The organism is Microcoleus sp. Pol12B5 (genome assembly GCF_036701335.1).
In the GTDB taxonomy this organism is placed as follows: domain Bacteria; phylum Cyanobacteriota; class Cyanobacteriia; order Cyanobacteriales; family Microcoleaceae; genus Microcoleus.
The window spans coordinates 134,436-150,995 of record NZ_JAUBQQ010000003.1 but is presented as its reverse complement, the minus strand read 5'-3'; the positions used below and the strand labels follow the sequence as shown (position 1 = coordinate 150,995).

The 16,560-nt window shown below is 42.0% G+C and carries 12 protein-coding genes; 10 read left to right on the top strand and 2 right to left on the bottom strand.

Translation table 11 applies throughout. From position 1 onward, the window contains the following. Nucleotides 1–65: 65 nt before the first annotated feature. Nucleotides 66–1,622 (bottom strand): UDP-N-acetylmuramate--L-alanine ligase, encoded by a 1,557-nt coding sequence (murC, locus tag QUA24_RS02970; protein ID WP_333227074.1) that lies wholly within the window; start codon nt 1,620–1,622, stop codon nt 66–68. Nucleotides 1,623–2,589: 967 nt separating this feature from the next. Here murC and nadD point away from each other — a divergent pair. The 5 genes from nadD (at nt 2,590) to QUA24_RS02945 (ending at nt 10,654) form a co-directional block, all read left to right on the top strand. Further along, on the top strand, nt 2,590–3,306 hold the full coding sequence (gene nadD, locus QUA24_RS02965) for a nicotinate (nicotinamide) nucleotide adenylyltransferase (RefSeq protein WP_333227072.1): 717 nt from the start codon (nt 2,590–2,592) through the stop codon (nt 3,304–3,306). Between the two features lie 190 nt (nt 3,307–3,496). Next, complete coding sequence (locus QUA24_RS02960; protein WP_333045021.1) at nt 3,497–4,516, top strand: type I glyceraldehyde-3-phosphate dehydrogenase; 1,020 nt, start codon at nt 3,497–3,499, stop codon at nt 4,514–4,516. 413 nt (nt 4,517–4,929) lie between these two features. Continuing rightward, nucleotides 4,930–5,883 carry a GDP-mannose 4,6-dehydratase gene (locus QUA24_RS02955; protein ID WP_333227070.1) on the top strand — a complete coding sequence of 318 codons (954 nt, stop codon included), beginning with the start codon at nt 4,930–4,932 and terminating at the stop codon, nt 5,881–5,883. 463 nt (nt 5,884–6,346) lie between these two features. Next, on the top strand, nt 6,347–7,342 hold the full coding sequence (locus QUA24_RS02950) for an STELLO glycosyltransferase family protein (protein WP_333227068.1): 996 nt from the start codon (nt 6,347–6,349) through the stop codon (nt 7,340–7,342). An 84-nt stretch (nt 7,343–7,426) separates the two neighbouring features. Next, nucleotides 7,427–10,654 (top strand): tetratricopeptide repeat protein, encoded by a 3,228-nt coding sequence (locus tag QUA24_RS02945; RefSeq protein ID WP_333227066.1) that lies wholly within the window; start codon nt 7,427–7,429, stop codon nt 10,652–10,654. 180 nt (nt 10,655–10,834) lie between these two features. Here the strand turns inward: QUA24_RS02945 and QUA24_RS02940 are convergent, their stop codons facing one another. Further along, nucleotides 10,835–11,521, bottom strand: coding sequence for a methyltransferase domain-containing protein (locus tag QUA24_RS02940; protein WP_333227064.1), 687 nt, complete (start codon nt 11,519–11,521; stop codon nt 10,835–10,837). 334 nt (nt 11,522–11,855) lie between these two features. Here QUA24_RS02940 and QUA24_RS02935 point away from each other — a divergent pair, with 334 nt between their 5' ends. From QUA24_RS02935 to QUA24_RS02915, 5 genes are all read left to right on the top strand, one after another. Further along, a complete protein-coding gene (locus tag QUA24_RS02935; protein WP_333227062.1) occupies nt 11,856–12,608 on the top strand; it encodes a sulfotransferase in 753 nt (250 codons plus the stop codon). 18 nt (nt 12,609–12,626) lie between these two features. Continuing rightward, nucleotides 12,627–13,304, top strand: coding sequence for a methyltransferase domain-containing protein (locus tag QUA24_RS02930; protein ID WP_333227060.1), 678 nt, complete (start codon nt 12,627–12,629; stop codon nt 13,302–13,304). A gap of 1 nt (nt 13,305) precedes the next feature. Beyond that, on the top strand, nt 13,306–13,896 hold the full coding sequence (locus tag QUA24_RS02925; RefSeq protein ID WP_333227058.1) for an acyltransferase: 591 nt from the start codon (nt 13,306–13,308) through the stop codon (nt 13,894–13,896). A 39-nt stretch (nt 13,897–13,935) separates the two neighbouring features. Then, entirely contained in the window at nt 13,936–15,132 is a 1,197-nt protein-coding gene (locus QUA24_RS02920; RefSeq protein WP_333227056.1) for a DegT/DnrJ/EryC1/StrS family aminotransferase, read from the top strand. 157 nt (nt 15,133–15,289) lie between these two features. Continuing rightward, the coding region (locus QUA24_RS02915; protein WP_333227054.1) for a glycosyltransferase at nt 15,290–16,560 on the top strand (1,271 nt) is incomplete at its 3' end.

Genomic DNA, 16,560 nt, shown 5'->3' with positions numbered 1-16,560 from the left:
TCCGACAGAAGTTTCGGCACAACGTGCAACCCCATAATGTCGATCTACTCTACTCAGTTCGCGAGCTAATCGGGGCGATCGGCTTGTTGATAAAAAGCCATAACCTCTGGAATAATCTGATTCAGATTACCAGCGCCCAAAAACAGAGCCAAATCCCCCGGTTGCAGATTTTGGGTTAAAAACTTAGTGACTGACTCTAGGGAAGGCGCAAACTCAACATCTCGGCCTTCTTTAGCAATCAAATCAGCAACTTTCTGCCCGCTAATTTCTCCTAAATTCGGTTCCCCAGCACTATAAATATCGCAAGCCACAACCAAATCAGCATCCCCAAAAGATTGAGCAAATTCTGGCAAAAATGTCAGAGTCCGGCTGTAACGGTGGGGTTGAAAAATTGCAACCACTCTTCGGGATTTGGGATTTTTTTCGCTACCTTCGATCCGCAAGCGAGCCGCCGCCAAGGTGACACGAATTTCGCTAGGATGGTGGGCGTAGTCGTCCACAAACAGGATCTCATTGTGAAAGCCCCGCACCTCAAAACGGCGGCGAGCTCCTTCAAAGCCAGCAATCGCTTTGGCAATGGCCGAAAACTCTAACCCCAACAATCGGCCCACTGCTACCGCAGCTAGTGCATTGCTGAGATTGTGTGTGCCCAGCAACTTCAACTCCATTTCCCCTAGGAAAGTTCCTCGCTCCCAAATCCGGGCCTTGGTGCTTTCTGCTCCGTACTCCACCTCCGAAGCCGTGTAGTCAGCACCGCTGTCCGGCTGCAAGCTGTAGCTGACATTAGGCTGAAGGGAATCTTTGACGATTTGATCGTCAATGCAGCCCACCAAGGTTTGACAGTTTTGGGCAAACACCTTAAATGTGTCTATTACCTGGTCAAGGGTATCGTAATGGTCTGGATGATCCAGTTCCACATTCGTCACTATGCCAATTTTGGCTACCAGCTTAACGAGAGAACCGTCGGATTCATCAGCCTCGGCCACTAAGTAGGGCCCTTCCCCCAAACGGGCATTGCCTTCCCAAGCATTTACCTCGCCTCCTACTACGATGGTCGGGTCTAGACCCGCCGCCATCAGCATGAAGCCGATTAAGCTGCTAGTAGTAGTTTTGCCATGAGTCCCGGCTACGGCTATGCTTTGGTAATCTTGAATTAACGCTGCCAACACATCCGATCGATGAAAAATCGGACAGCCCAAATCTAAAGCAGCTCGATATTCGGCATTTGCTGGGTGAATAGCCGTCGAACATACTACTTGAGGCAATCCCGGAATTGCTTGGGCGCTTGAACCGTTGCCGTTCAATTGGAGAGTTTTGGCTGTCGCGACAGAAGTCCCTACCGTACCCCCGACTATTGAGGATACTGCCCTTTCCTGTTGCCCGCAGTCGGGACTGCTACCGTTAAGGGCCGTTTGAAATAGTTCAAAATTGCTGGCGTCTTGACTCCAAAAAATATGAGCTCCCATTCCTTGCAAGCGCTCGGTTATGTGACTCGATTTAATGTCGGAGCCGTACACAGGCAACTTGCGTTTAGCTAGAATGTAGGCAAGGGCTGACATCCCAATCCCACCAATGCCGATGAAATGAAATGGTCTACCGCTAAAATCAACAGAACTCGGCATCTTTGCTCCTCACACACCACACCACGCCAATAACACGCGATATCATATCAAGAATTGTTTTTTCAGGATACAGTTCGCTAGAGATTTTGTACAAAATTCTCTGCGCGTCCCTAGATTTGCGGGACTTGTAGAGATGTTTGTCTTGTATCCTATATGACTTAGTACCGAGTAGTTTTCCGGAACAGTCACAGCTCGAAAATTGCAGGTAACAGAAAACGGGGTCTGGGGTCGGGGTCAATAGACTAATTTTGGGTGATTGCATACTCCTGCATTCTTTCTATTTCTATCCGCCTGCTGTGCTGGGATACGGCAGCAAAAGCCCCACAACCTTTCTACCAAGATTGAGGGTAAAACCCATAAGGATTTACAAACACTACCACGAACAACAAAATTTCGCTCATTTTGTAGTCATTTATCTAGTTGTACGGTCATTTTTTCTTGCAAGTCAGAGATTGACACGATCGCAGGTATAGTATATATTCTTACTTTATTGTATATATACAACGTATGCAGTTAGTCGAAATAGTCGCAAAGCCATAGATCAAACCAAATCATTGGTTTTGATCGAGAAGCCGATCGACGCTTTTGGCAGTCCTTAAAATTTTTACCACTGCGCTAAGTATATCTACCCTCAAAACTTTTTCGGTCCCCCACAAACGAATGCTCAGGCGGTAGATCGCGCACTCAAAACAAGTTGGGATTAATATTGGCAAGGTTAATCATCCAGTCCCGCACCCACTCCGACCCTCAGAATCAATCGGGTTTTTTAAGTCTTATTGAAGGTTTGAACGAATTAAGGGGGTTGAAAAAACCGGTTTCAGCGTTCAGGACGATCGTTGAAACTAGGGTCGTCCAGGGGTTTGTCCCCGATGTGAAGCGAGGGTTTTCTAATAAACGAGCTTATGGTTAAAAGTGTATAAACATAAAATTGGCGCAATGTCTGTATTAATCCTGATTTTGGGGAAATATGGGGAAAATAGCGATTTTGGGGGGGACTTTTGACCCGGTTCACTGGGGTCACGTGTTGGTAGCCGAGACGGCTGCGAGTCAATTTGCTCTCGATCGAGTCATTTGGGTACCGGATCGCTCTCCTCCTCACAAAGAGCGCCCGGATTTGGCAAGTTTTGAGCGGCGGCGGGAAATGCTGGCTTTGGCAATCGCGGATCGCCCAGACTTCGTAATTTCGCCGCGGTCGGCAAATCCCTCCCACAGTTCTTTTGCGATCGACACCCTGCTGTATTTGCAAAAATTGTATCCAGGCGATCATCGCTGGTACTGGATTATTGGTAGTGACGCACTCCTTACTCTGCCCAAATGGCACCGGTGTGGCGAAATTGCCGGGTTGTGCGACTGGTTGGTGGCCCCACGTCCGACTCAGGGAGATCGAGAGACAGCAGAAAGCGGGGAGATTGGGGGACTGTCCGAGTGGGGAGATTGTCCGGGTGGAAAACCCCTCGCTTCCGCGGGCGACAGGATGCAGGTTCAGGCAAATGCTGTTGGCCGACGAGTTGCCGAACAAATGGCTCTTCTGGACGTGAAAATTCGCTGGGAGGTGCTTTCCATGCCTGCGATCGAGATTTCGTCGAGCCACATCCGCCGCTGCTGCGCCGAAAGAATCGACCTCCGCTACTTAGTCCCGGAAGTTGTGCAAACTTATATTGCAGCCCATCAGCTTTACCAGTAACCCGTGACAGAAAGCCTAATGCCTTCTGCCTTGTAATTTCTGCCTTCTAGAAAAGTTCAAGCTTTTTTGATCGACACAAAAAGTTAGAAAGGATCGACCTTTGCGATATGATCTTGTCTCATAAGTCAATTCTTAAATTTTTTCAAAATTTAAGCCTGAGCTAGAGGCTGCCATCGTTAGGAGGTACAAGGTGATTAGAGTCGCGATCAATGGTTTTGGACGTATCGGGCGCAGTTTTGCGCGCTGCTGGTTGGGCAGAGAAAACAGCCAGCTAGAGTTGGTAGCTATTAATGACACTTCCGATCCCAGAAGTAATGCTCACTTGCTCAGATACGATTCCATGATGGGAACGTTGAAGAATGTGGACATCAGTGCGGATGAAAATTCCATTACTCTCAACGGCAAGACAGTTAAATGCGTGAGCGATCGCAACCCGCTAAACTTGCCTTGGAAAGATTGGGGTATTGATCTGATTATTGAATCGACCGGTGTCTTCGTTGACCAAGCTGGTGCATCGAAGCATATCACTGCCGGCGCTAAAAAAGTGCTAATTACCGCTCCCGGCAAGGGTTCTGAAGTTGGCACTTATGTGATGGGAGTCAACCACCACAACTACAAGCACAGTGACTACACTGTCATCAGCAATGCTAGCTGTACTACCAACTGTCTGGCTCCTGTACTGAAAGTGCTTCACGAAAATTTTGGCATCGTCAAAGGCATGATGACCACTACCCACAGCTATACTGGCGACCAGCGCTTGCTGGATGCCAGCCACCGCGACTTGCGGCGGGCCCGGGCGGCAGCAATGAATATTGTGCCGACTTCTACCGGAGCAGCCCAAGCTGTGGCTTTGGTGATTCCAGAATTGAAGGGCAAGTTAAATGGTATTGCCATGCGCGTGCCGACTCCCAATGTGTCCGTAGTGGATTTTGTGGCTCAGGTAGAGAAAAAGACTTTTACCGAGCAGGTAAATCAAGTGTTCCAAGAAGCTGCCTCTGGCTCCATGAAAGGGATTTTGGAGTACAACGATTTGCCTTTAGTTTCATGCGACTATCGCGGAAGTGATGCTTCTTCGATTCTGGATTCCAGCTTGACGCTGGTGATGGATGGCGACATGGTAAAGGTTTTGGCTTGGTACGACAATGAGTGGGGCTACAGTCAGCGGGTGGTTGACTTGGCTGAATTGGTCGCCGAACGTTGGGAAGCTTAATCCGAAGGTAGAAGGCATTAGTCATTCGGCAGAAGGTAAAAAATGCTGACATTTTGTACTTTTGAGCCGATTTCTAGCTGACTGGTTATTTCTGTTTTCGAGCGGTAGAGACTTTTGGCAGTCGATAGTTGGCGAGTAGAAGATGAAATATAGTAGGGACAAGGCACTGCCGTCCCTACTATATGCTTATGCTGCTACTCCCAGCTATCTATCGAACTTTTTGCAATCATACTTCGATCGGGCTTTTGGGTCTGTTTGATGAGAAATTTGTTGTTTGTAGTAAGCCATTAAACTTGCTCTGAGAACTCCTGGGAAAATCTTAGGTATTAAAAAAAATAATAAAAATTACTATAAAAGCTAAAAAGTCAAAAAATAGCAACAGCTACGGTGTAGTTTTTAAAGCAAAATGTGGTATGAAAAAAGCGTTAATTAGCGGTATATCTGGTCAAGACGGAGCTTATTTAGCTAAACTTTTGCTTGATCGAGGTTATGAAGTTTGGGGCACATCCAGGGACGCCCAAATGTCTAGTTTCGGAAACCTGGCCCGTTTGGGGATCCGAGACAGAGTAAAACTAGAATCCATGTCTCTCAACGATTTTCGCAGCGTCTTGCAGGTACTAGCGAAAATTCAGCCCGACGAAGTGTACAATCTAGCAGGTCAAAGTTCCGTCGCTCTGTCTTTTGAACAACCCGTAGAAACCCTCGAAAGCATTGCCACAGGCACATTGAATCTCTTAGAAGCAATTAGGTTTACAGGCGGAAAAATCAAACTTTACAACGCCAGTTCCAGCGAATGTTTTGGGGATACCGGAGGTAGTGCAGCGGATGAAAATACGCCTTTTCGCCCAAGAAGTCCTTACGCAGTAGCGAAAGCAACCGCATTTTGGGAAGTAGCCAATTATCGGGAAGCGTACAATTTGTTTGCGTGTTCTGGTATTCTGTTCAATCACGAGTCGCCGCTGCGGCCGGAGAGGTTCGTCACCCAAAAAATTGTATCTGTTGTGTGCCGAATTGCTACAGGTAGTTCCGAAAAACTGCATTTGGGAAATATTTCAGTGCAGCGGGACTGGGGTTGGGCGCCGGAATATGTGGAGGCGATGTATTTGATGCTGCAGCAGGAAGAACCGGATGATTATGTAATTGCCACGGGTGTAAGCTATCCTTTGGAGGAGTTTGTGCAGACAGCGTTTGTTTCTGCGGGTTTGGATTGGCGGGAACATTTGGTAACGGATGCGAGTCTCTACAGACCGACGGAGATTGCAGTTGGGAATGGAAATCCGGGTAAGGCGAAACAAAAGTTGGAATGGGAGGCGAAGTATAAGATGCCTGATGTGGTGCGGATGATGGTGGAGGCGAGGATGGTTTGAGGGAAAAGTATGGGGTGAAAATATCGAGGCAGGATATCGAACAGCTAATGATTGGTATAAAGCAAATCGCCGTCAGTAAAAAAAATCGAGGCGAGTGGATAGCTTATAATCATCAAGCTGTGATTAGTCGCGAGGGCGATTATCGAAAAATGAAGGACGGGATTCCGGCTGATAAACCTAAATTTGGTTAGGCGTTTGATCGTATATATAAAAGCGAATTTGTTGAGGCTGTTATGTTATATCCTGTCAGTCTGATATAAAATTAAACCAGGCTGGGGATAGCATTCTTTTTAAGTAGTGAAAAGTTACTGCACAAGAAAGGTACAATTTGTTTGCCTTTGCTGGTATTTTGTGATAAAGTTCAGGCCGGAAGCAGACTATAAGATACAGCAGGTGGTGCGGATGATAGTCTAGGCGAGGATGGGTAATGTTTGATTTCTATAAAATTTTTGAGGTTTAATCCGTGAAATCATTAGTTATAACAACAATTCATAAACCAACTGCTGCTCTGTTTAAATACAGAGATGTTTTGCTAGATTTAGGGTGGAAAATTATTGTAGTTGGGGATAAAAAAACTCCTAGAGATTTTGACTTGCCGGGGGCGGAATACTTTAATGTAGAGCAACAATGCGAAGACTTTGGCGAGCTAGCTTCTCTGATTCCTATGAATCATTACTCCCGCAAGAATTTAGGATACTTGTATGCTATGCGTATGGGTGCAGAAGCGATCGCGGAAACAGACGACGACAATATTCCCTATGATGACAAGTATCCCAATTTCCTCCCTTCCCTGGTTAAGACTCCAGCGGTAAACGTTAAAGGTGCTGTTAATGTCTATTCTTACTTTACCAGTAAAAAAATATGGCCCAGAGGCTTGCCACTTGACAAAGTTAATAGTTTTGTGAATGAGAAGCTGGCAACAGAAAAAGAGGTTACTTGTTACGTCCAGCAAGGACTAGCAGACTTAGACCCCGATGTAGACGCTATTTATCGTTTGACGGTTGGTGATGAAAATATCAAGTTTGAACCGCATAAGAAGTTGTCACTGTCGCCCGGGTGTTATAGTCCTTTCAATACGCAGAATACTTTATTTTACAAGCAAGCTTTTCCTCTGATGCTGCTGCCTATTGGTGTGAGCAGTCGTGTTACCGATATCTGGAAAAGCTACATTGCTCAGAGACTTTTATGGTGCATAGACTCCAGTGTTCTATTTCTCTCACCTTCAGTGTATCAGTTGAGAAATGAACACAACCTGATGAAAGATTTTAGTGAGGAAATTCCTTTGTATACTCAGGTTCACAATTTAATTGACTTACTGGAAAATTTTACAAGTGATACTAGGGATGCTTGCGATTTAATGAAAGAGATGTATTTTTACCTCAATAAGAATAACTTTTTAGGCGAGATAGAGGTTCGTCTGTGTGAGCTGTGGATTGAGGAAGTCAAAAAATATTGGTAGCAAATTTTTCTCAAGCATAGTAACTGTAATAAATTAATAATTTATTACGTGGAATAGTAAAAGCGCAATAAATATTTAGGAGCAATGATGAAGAACCAAAATTTTGAGTCTTACTACGAATTAGGAGAGAATTTGGCAAAAGAGGGTGACTTGGATGGGGCAATTGCTTGTTATCACAGAGTCATTGCCCTCAATCCAGACTCGCCATCAAAATGCTTTTTAGATAATTTGGAAGCGATAAATTTTCTGCGAATTAATGCCAAAGAATTAGGTATTTTACCCGGGAACAACGTTGAGGAAACCAGTGAAGGGTATGTAAGCTTGGAGGGCAATCAAGGCTTTGTGTTTTACGGGCCGTATATAGACATTCCCGATGGGTTGTACCGCGTTAGGGTTGGATTCAGTTTCCCAGAGAACAGTTTAGAGATGACTGAGAAACAAGACTGCGAACGCAGTTTCAAATTTGATGTGGTCTCTCCTTGTCCTTATGTTTTGTATGAAGCCAAGGTTGATAGCCATCAAACCTCTCTTGAATTTTACTTGGACTTTATTGAAGGTCACAGAACAGAATTTCGTTTCTTTTCCACCGGATCAGCATTTTCAGTAAGCTGTATTGAAATGAATCTTGTCTATCAACCAAAACCTCACACCGATGCTGCTTTTTTATACTACTTTCATTTGGGTTGCCTCCTGCAATTAAAAAATCAACGGGAGAAGGCAAATCAGGCGTACAGTCGTGCTTTTGAATATTCGCCAATAGGAACACTAATTGATGGTTTAATAACTGACCAATATGCTTTAAATCTTCCACCAGTAGCTGAAGAAGCTTACTTGAGTTTAGGTGTGCTTTTAGAACAGCAAGAGAGGTGGGAAGAAGCGATCGCTTGCTACCGCAAGGTTTTGGAAATTACTCCCAACCACGCCAGTACGAGCTATAAATTATCAATTATTTTAGCAGCACAAGGTCAGTTAGATGAAGCTATAGCCTGTTTCCAAAAAGCCCAGAAGCAACCCAGCGAGGCAGAAATTTATGAAAAGATTTGGAATGGTTTGAATCAACTGACTCCTTTCCACGGGACAGATATAGATATTCAAGCTGAAATTAGACTCGAAGATACCTGCACATACTTCAGTCAGACAAGCAAATATACCGTCATGAAAATGGTATCTTTAACTGACTTGAATGAATCACAAAAGACGATTCTTGAAGATGCGAATTTTTCCTTAGCCCACTTGGAATTAATCAAACAAGACTCTCTAGCTTTAGAAAAGATCTATATAAATCACTTTCAAGAATTTAAAGGTATAAACCTCGCCCAAAAAACCATTAAACAGTCCAATTTTACATGGGATGTAATTAAACCGACTAACGATTTTCAGCAAAGCATAGTAGAAACAGGTTATATTTATTCAGTTTGCCCGTTTACAGGTAGGGTACTTAGGAGTAATCGTTCATTTTATCTCCAACATGATCCTAGTGTACCGATATTAATTTATCAATTTCAAAGCACAGAAATATTTTACCTGATTGTGGGAACTTGGAGCGGTTGCAAGATAGGTATTTATTTCCCAAGATTAGATATAGTAATCAACTTGTCTAATGAATGGAGTATCTGGCTGAGTTCTGAAAAAATTATTAATGAATTTAAGGCTCATGCTGTTAGTTATTGGCGCTCATTCCAATCTTACGTATCAAATGGAGAAACAAAAGAAGTTGTCGCTGTTGTAGGGAATGTCTCCAACTTAGGTCACTATTTCTGGAATCAAATCAGTGGACTTTATTATCTATATGAAAATGATTTCTTGCACAAAATCGATAAATTTTTAATAGGAGCTAATGAATACTTTGAACTCGCTTCGCTTTTTCCTGAAATTCCGCCCGAAAAGATTGTTCGCTTATCCGACAATAACAGTTTCTTTAGAGCTATATTAGACAATAACTATTTCGCTGTCCAAGTAACGGACTCCTTGATTAAGGAGGATTTAGCTGCCAGAATTCAGACCGCTGCTGTCAATAAGTGCAGTCAGTCATTTTTGCAAACTGTAGAAGCAGCTAAGAAACATTTTCCGCTGCTATGGATTAATCTTCGCAGCCATAATAAGGCTTGGATATCCCAAGTAGAAGGATATGCAAATATCATCACAAAAATATTTGACGATTATCCAGATATGGCAGTTGTCTTTGATGGTTTTTCCACAGAGAAACCTTATATGGAGCAAATACAGGCTCTAATTTCTCCTAATGTTAAGGTATACAATGCGCTTGAATGTCCTCTCCACGAAACAATTGTCTGGGCTGGTACGGTAGATACATACATAGCTGTTATTGGTTCTGGATTAACGTTGGTAACTTGGATCGCTAACAAGCCTGGAGTAGCCCACTCCGATCGTGGACATTATTCGCAGTTGATTTTTTGGTTTGAGGTGCGTGAAAACTCTGTAGATCCAGTATTAGTGCCTGTTGGTTCTATAATTGATGTCACTACTGGGGGGGGATGGGAAAATTATGATTGTGATTGGAAAGTAATTTATGATGAGGTTATTAAAATAGTGAAAGATTTGGACAAATCGCAGGAACAGCCACAGCTAATTGAGAACGAGTTAATCCAAAATGACTTAATTCAATCACAACTTGAACCATTCACCAATCAGCAGGAGTATCTAAGATTAGATCTAGGCTGCGGTGGTAACAAAAAACCAGGAACAATTGGATTAGATTACTGTTATGTTCCCGGCGTGGTTGACCACGTACTTAACATACAGACTGATATATTGCCCTTCCCTGATCGCAGTGTTGAATACGTTCACTCATCACATACCTTAGAACATTTGACTGACCCGATACATCTATTCCAAGAAGTTAGTCGTGTTTGCATTGACGGTGCTAAATTAGAGTTTTGGACACCCTATGTGTGGCATAATTCAGCATTTATTTACGGACATACAAATTACTACCAAGAGGATAACTATATGCACCTTTGCGTTTGGTTTGCAAACTTGTGGTCGGTGTCGCTTGGTGCTAGGTGGTATCTCAAGGAAATTGTATATGTTGTTCCCCCCCATATATTAATCGAACTGTACAACCAGAAGATTCAGCTTGAATTTGCAATTCGATATTATAAAGGTATTGTCCAAGAGTTTGCTGCTATTATCGAAGTTCGCCATGAGGACAAAGAGCAAACGATTTATCCTCAACGCAGCTTTGCTACTAGCCGCCAGGGTCAGCGGTACTTGCTGCCGTCAGTTTCTGAAATAGTTGAACAACAAGAACTCCTCGAAGCAATCAATTGGTTTTCCGCTCCCTCAAGTTGAAAGTTGAGGCTGACAGTTAATTGCACCCCCCATTGCAATTATTTTCGGGATGAGTCAGGATATATTGTGGGAACGAGTTCTATTTTTTATGCTGGTTTTGGCATTGCCTTGCTTTTGAAACAGCAGTTGTCAATTAGTTATTGACAATTGCTGCTCATCCAAAACAAGTTCATATTACTATTATTTTCCTTTAACAGTTTTTCGGAGAATCATAATCATTTCCCCAGAGTTTTCTTGGAATAGTTCTATTTCAAAACTCGAAGATAGGTTTTGTTGACAGTATGCGAGCATTTCAGGGAAAGTCTCTGATGTCCAGACGTGAAAATGAATGCTGTAATCTATGTCAAGTAGAAGCTGCATCCGCGCAGCCACCTGTTCTTCAGGAGTTTTGTCAACTAGCCTGACATATTCCTCGTAATGACCTAGCTTAGACCATTCCGGCCCTTCTTTGTAGTCCCGAATTAGGTGGTCGAGGGAAGTGAGGGGTCGATCGATGTCAAATGTATAGCGTTTGTCTGGTACGCCCATATACACAAGTCCTCCCGGTTTAATAACTCTCAAAAAGTTTTCCAGGGCGCCGATCGGATTTTGACAGTGTTCTATCATGTGATTGGCGATCGCAAAATCCCAAGAGTCGTCAGCTATGGATGACAGAGTTTCACCATTATCTACAATGTCCGCTTCTACTAGATTAACCGTCGCTAACTCTGGGTACTGCTTCCTTAAATCGCTTACAGACATTCTATCAACGTAATGAACCTTCACGCTGTCTGGAACTTGCAAAGGAGCATGAAGGGCTCCGACTTCTATTCCCTCGCCTTTTAGGTATTGAAAAGCAATGTCTTTCCGTACTTGTTGAAAATCCATAGTGAATTTCTCTCCTTAAAAATTTGCTCAATCTCGATATAGTTTAATTTGGGCTTTGGGTCAAGGGCACGGGGGTTGGGTGCGATCGACCTTTCTAGTTTACCCGATCGCGCGTGTTGCTGGCTCGATTGAGTTAGATCGTCTTCGTTTGTTTTTGGGGTAATATCTATTGTTAAGCTCGATGGTTTAGGGCTTGGGGGCGATCGCCCATCTATAATAATAACTGTTTTGCGGGAACATCCTCAGAGGGCTGAAGTCTGATATCCTTGGGAAAGCAACGGCTTGAGTGCATTGGGGTCGAGCAAGCCAAACTCACCCTTTGTAGTAGAATAAGGTGCAAAAGCGCGATCGGGGGTTGGCTACCACGACTATGGAGCAAAAGAAATTACAATATATTCAAGAGGATTTGGAGCGATCGCGCTCTTTTTTACAACAACAACTTAAAAGCTTGAAGTTATCAATTCCATTCAATTATAACAAAATCTTTTGTGTTGGCATGAACAAAACAGGAACAGAATCTACGAAAGCCGCACTGATTGAATTAGGATTTCAGTTTGCACCTCAGCTTCCCGGAGAAAGGATGTTAAAAGACTGGGCGGAAAGAAGGTTTGACAAATTAATTAATTTTTGCTATGAATATCAGTGTTTCAAAGATATACCTTTTAGCTTGCCCTATACTTTTCAAATTTTAGATACACATTATCCTAAGAGTAAATTCATTTTAACTATTAGAGACAATAGCCAAGTTTGGTTTGAATCTATTAAACGCTTTCACGGTCAACTATTCAGTCAAGGCAAAACCCCCTCCTGGGATGATTTGGAATCAGCAAGTTATGTTTATAAAGGTTGGATAGCAGAAGCCAGTAAATATATTTTCCAGGCTGATGATTATGGTTTATACGATCAATCGAGATATATTGAAGTTTATGAATTTCATAATCAAATGGTTAGAGAATATTTTAGATACAGAAGTGATGCACTTTTAGTAATTAATACGGCTTCGGAAGGATCTTATGACCAACTGTGTAAATTTCTGGATGTTTCTCCAGTGAGAACAAAATTTCCTCACTTAAATAAAAGCCAATGATCGAGAGGATTGGGTCAAATGTTTAATGATAAGTTACAGCAGATTAGGGAAGATTTAGATCGCTCGGACTTTTATTTACAACAAGTAAAATCAGGTTTAGAATTTAGTCATAAAATCAATTCATCTTTTCCAGATGTACAATTGATTGAACATAAACTACATATAGGGTGTGATCCAGTTAAACTAGCAGGATGGATAAATATAGATGAGAGTCCTCATCCTGGCGTTACTGACCTACACTTAGATATTACCCAAGGACTCCCTTATCACGACAATTCTTGTAGTTTAATTCACCACGAACACTTGTTAGAGCATCTATCAGCAGAAGCAGGTTTAAACTTTCTCAAAGAATGTTACCGAGTGCTTAAATCAAGAGGTGTAATGCGGATAGCTATGCCATCTTTGGATCTGATCATTGAAAAGTCTTACTTAGGCAACTGGAAAGATCAAGATTGGTTAAAATGGCCTGAGTATCAATTTATTCAAACCCGCGCCGAGATGCTTAATATTTGTTTTCGGTGGTGGGGACATCAGTGGTTGTACGATCGAGAGGAGTTACATCGCAGGTTGCAGGAAGCAGGTTTTACTATAATTAGAGATGTTGAGTGGGGAAATAGCGACATACCCGAATTAAGAAACCTAGAAACTCGTAAAGACTCTTTACTTATCTGTGAGGTAAAAAAAATAATTAATTAGTATGACAAATCAAGCCTACAAATTAGAATTAGCACAAGTCGGTCAAGATGTAATTATTTGGCCAAAAGCTAAAATTGTATACCCTGAAGTTATTGCCATAGGTGACTCAGTAATTATTGATGATTTTGTCTTTATCATGGGTGGCAAAAGTACCCAACTTGGTAGTTTTGTTCACATCGCTTCTTTTACCTCAATTACTGGTGGTGGTGAGTTATTGATGGAAGATTTTACGGCGTTATCAAGTGGAGTTAGAGTTTTTACTGGTAATGAAGACTATTTGGGAGGGTGTTTAACTAATTCCTCTGTACCTTATCCCTATCGGCTACCTACACGCTCATTTGTTCATATTAGAAAACACGCAATTATCGGCGCGAATACGGTGATTTTACCAGGAGTTGTTATTGGCGAAGGTGCTGCTATAGGTGCTAATTCTTTAGTGACGAAAGATTGCGAAGCTTGGAAAATATATGCTGGTTCTCCAGCTAAGGCGATTAAAATTCGCCCTCAAGATAAAATCTTAGAGTTAGAAGCTCAGTTGCGTCAAGAATTGTATGATGCTAGAGGTAATTACATCCCAAAAAATCCGCGTTAAAATTTTAAATTTAGTGCTATTTAAAACTTAAGACGCTTAATGATGACAAAATCTAACTTAGAAGACTTAGCTATATTTGGCGGTAAGCCAACATTTAACGAACCACTCCATGTCGGAAGGCCCAATATAGGCGATCGCGCCTCCCTCCTCAAACGCATCAATGATATGCTAGACAGGAGATGGCTAACTAACAACGGCCCTTATGTGCAAGAATTAGAAGAGCGAATCAGTAGCTTGCTAGGGGTCAAGCACTGTATCGCCACCTGTAACGGGACAGTAGCGCTGGAACTTGCCATTAGAGCAGCAGGGCTTTCTGGTGAGGTGATTGTACCTTCCTTCACGTTCATCGCGACACCTCACGCCCTACAATGGCAAGAAATCACGCCCGTTTTTTGCGATGTACACCGTCGCACCCACACCCTCAACCCTTGGCGCGTAGAGGAAATGATTACGCCACGCACCAGTGGTATTATAGGAGTTCATGTATGGGGGCAACCTTGTAATGTAGAAGCCTTAACCGAGATTGCTCGGAAACACAACCTCAAGTTGATGTTTGACGCTTCCCATGCTTTTGGTTGCTCATACAAAGGACAGATGATTGGTAACTTTGGTGAGGCGGAAGTCTTCAGTTTCCATGCTACCAAATTTTTCAATACTTTCGAGGGCGGCGCGATCGTCACCAATAACGACGAACTAGCTGTTAAAATACGTTTGATGAAAAACTTTGGTTTTGCTGGTTATGATAATGTTGTTTACATCGGCACTAATGGTAAAATGAGCGAAGTCTCGGCTGCAATGGGATTAACATCCCTGGAGAGTCTTGATGACTTTATCTCTATCAATTATGCCAATTACCAGCAGTATCAGCATGAACTAGCTGGCATTCCTGGCATTTCCTTGTTTACTTACGGAGAAACAGAAAGATGTAATTATCAATACATTGTACTAGAGGTTGATGAGTCTGTGACTCAAGTTACTCGTGACCAACTAATAAATATTCTCTTTGCGGAGAATGTGCTTGCTCGTCGCTACTTCTATCCTGGCTGCCATCGTATGGAACCTTATCGCTCTTACTTTCCCCATGCAGGATTATTACTGCCAGAAACAGAGAAACTGGTGCAACGGGTGTTGCTGCTGCCTACAGGTATCGCAGTGGGGTTAGGGGAAATTAGCCAAATTTGTGATATGCTCCGGTTAGTCGTTGCACGGGGTGAACAAGTTAGAGGAAAATTATAAAATTCGCCTCTTTCTCAATTAGTTAAATTAGGAGAGCTAAGTATCTGAACGTATTGATAATAATCAATGCTGTTAAATTAGTCTCATTTTAATTTAGAAAAAAATATCCCTCTAAATTATCGGTATACAATTTTATAATTTTAAAGGTAGAGAACTTATGCCAAAAGTATCAGTTGTGATGGCTTCCTATAACCATGAGAAGTATGTAGCAGAAACGATTCAAAGTGTTTTAAGTCAGACATATCAAGACTTTGAATTTATAATTACTGATGATGGTTCGCCAGATGGAACTGTAGAGGTTATCAAAAAGTTTGCCGATTCGCGAATTAAACTATTTTGTTTTTCAAAGAATCAGGGCGCTTGTACGGCGATGAATAATTGTATAAAAGAGGCAAAAGGTGAATACATAGCAGTAATCAACTCTGATGATTCGTGGATGCCTGATAAACTGGAAAAACAGGTTAAATTTTTAGAGGAACATCCAGAAAAAGGGGCTGTTTTTAGCTATGCGGAAATTATAGATGAAGAAGGGAAAAACATTCCGGAAGAAAGCCCTTCTTACACCAAAGTATTTATACAACCTAATAGAACTAGATTTGAGTGGTTAAGCCATTTCTTTTTTAAAGGAAACTGCTTGTGTCATCCCACTATTTTAATTCGCAAGCATTGTTATGATGAAATCGGCTTGTATGACGAGCGATTTGCTCAGTTGCCAGATTTTGATTTTTGGATACGGCTCTGTACTAGATATGAGATTTATATTATATCACAAAAAACAATAAAGTTTCGTATTCTTCAAGAACAAAAAAATGTTAGTTCTCGCACTCCTCAAAATATGAGCAGGCATTTTTTGGAATATGTCCAGATATTAAGGAACTATTTAAATCCTGAAGTTTTAGATAATTTAGTCAAAATTTTTGACATTACAACCCATGTAGAAAAAATTGGAATTGCCATAAAGCTCGGTGAAGTAGAAAGGGAAATAGCACCATTCTTTATAGCTATGTTAGCCCAACAAGCTATATATCCAGCTCATAAATATTTCAGTTTTGATATCTTGTATCACTTTTATGCGAATAAAGAGTTGGCTAACAAATTGAAGGAACAATATTGTTTTGACTTTAATAGCTTGACTAATTTGGCGAAACAACAAGATATTTTTGGGATAGTAGCATTAGCTCAAAGCAACCTAGAATTGCAAAATTTACGAAGTGAACTACAAAAGACAAAAAACGAATTAAATCAGTGTCAGACTCAAAAGAATGAACTTAATACTGTTTACTTAGAACTTCAAATAGTCTTAGAGCAGTCTGAAAGTCAATTGCATCAGACTCAGACGCAGTTAGAGGAATCTGAAAGTCAATTGCATCAGACTCAGACGCAGTTAGAGGAATCTGAAAGTCAATTGCATCAGACTCAGACGCAGTT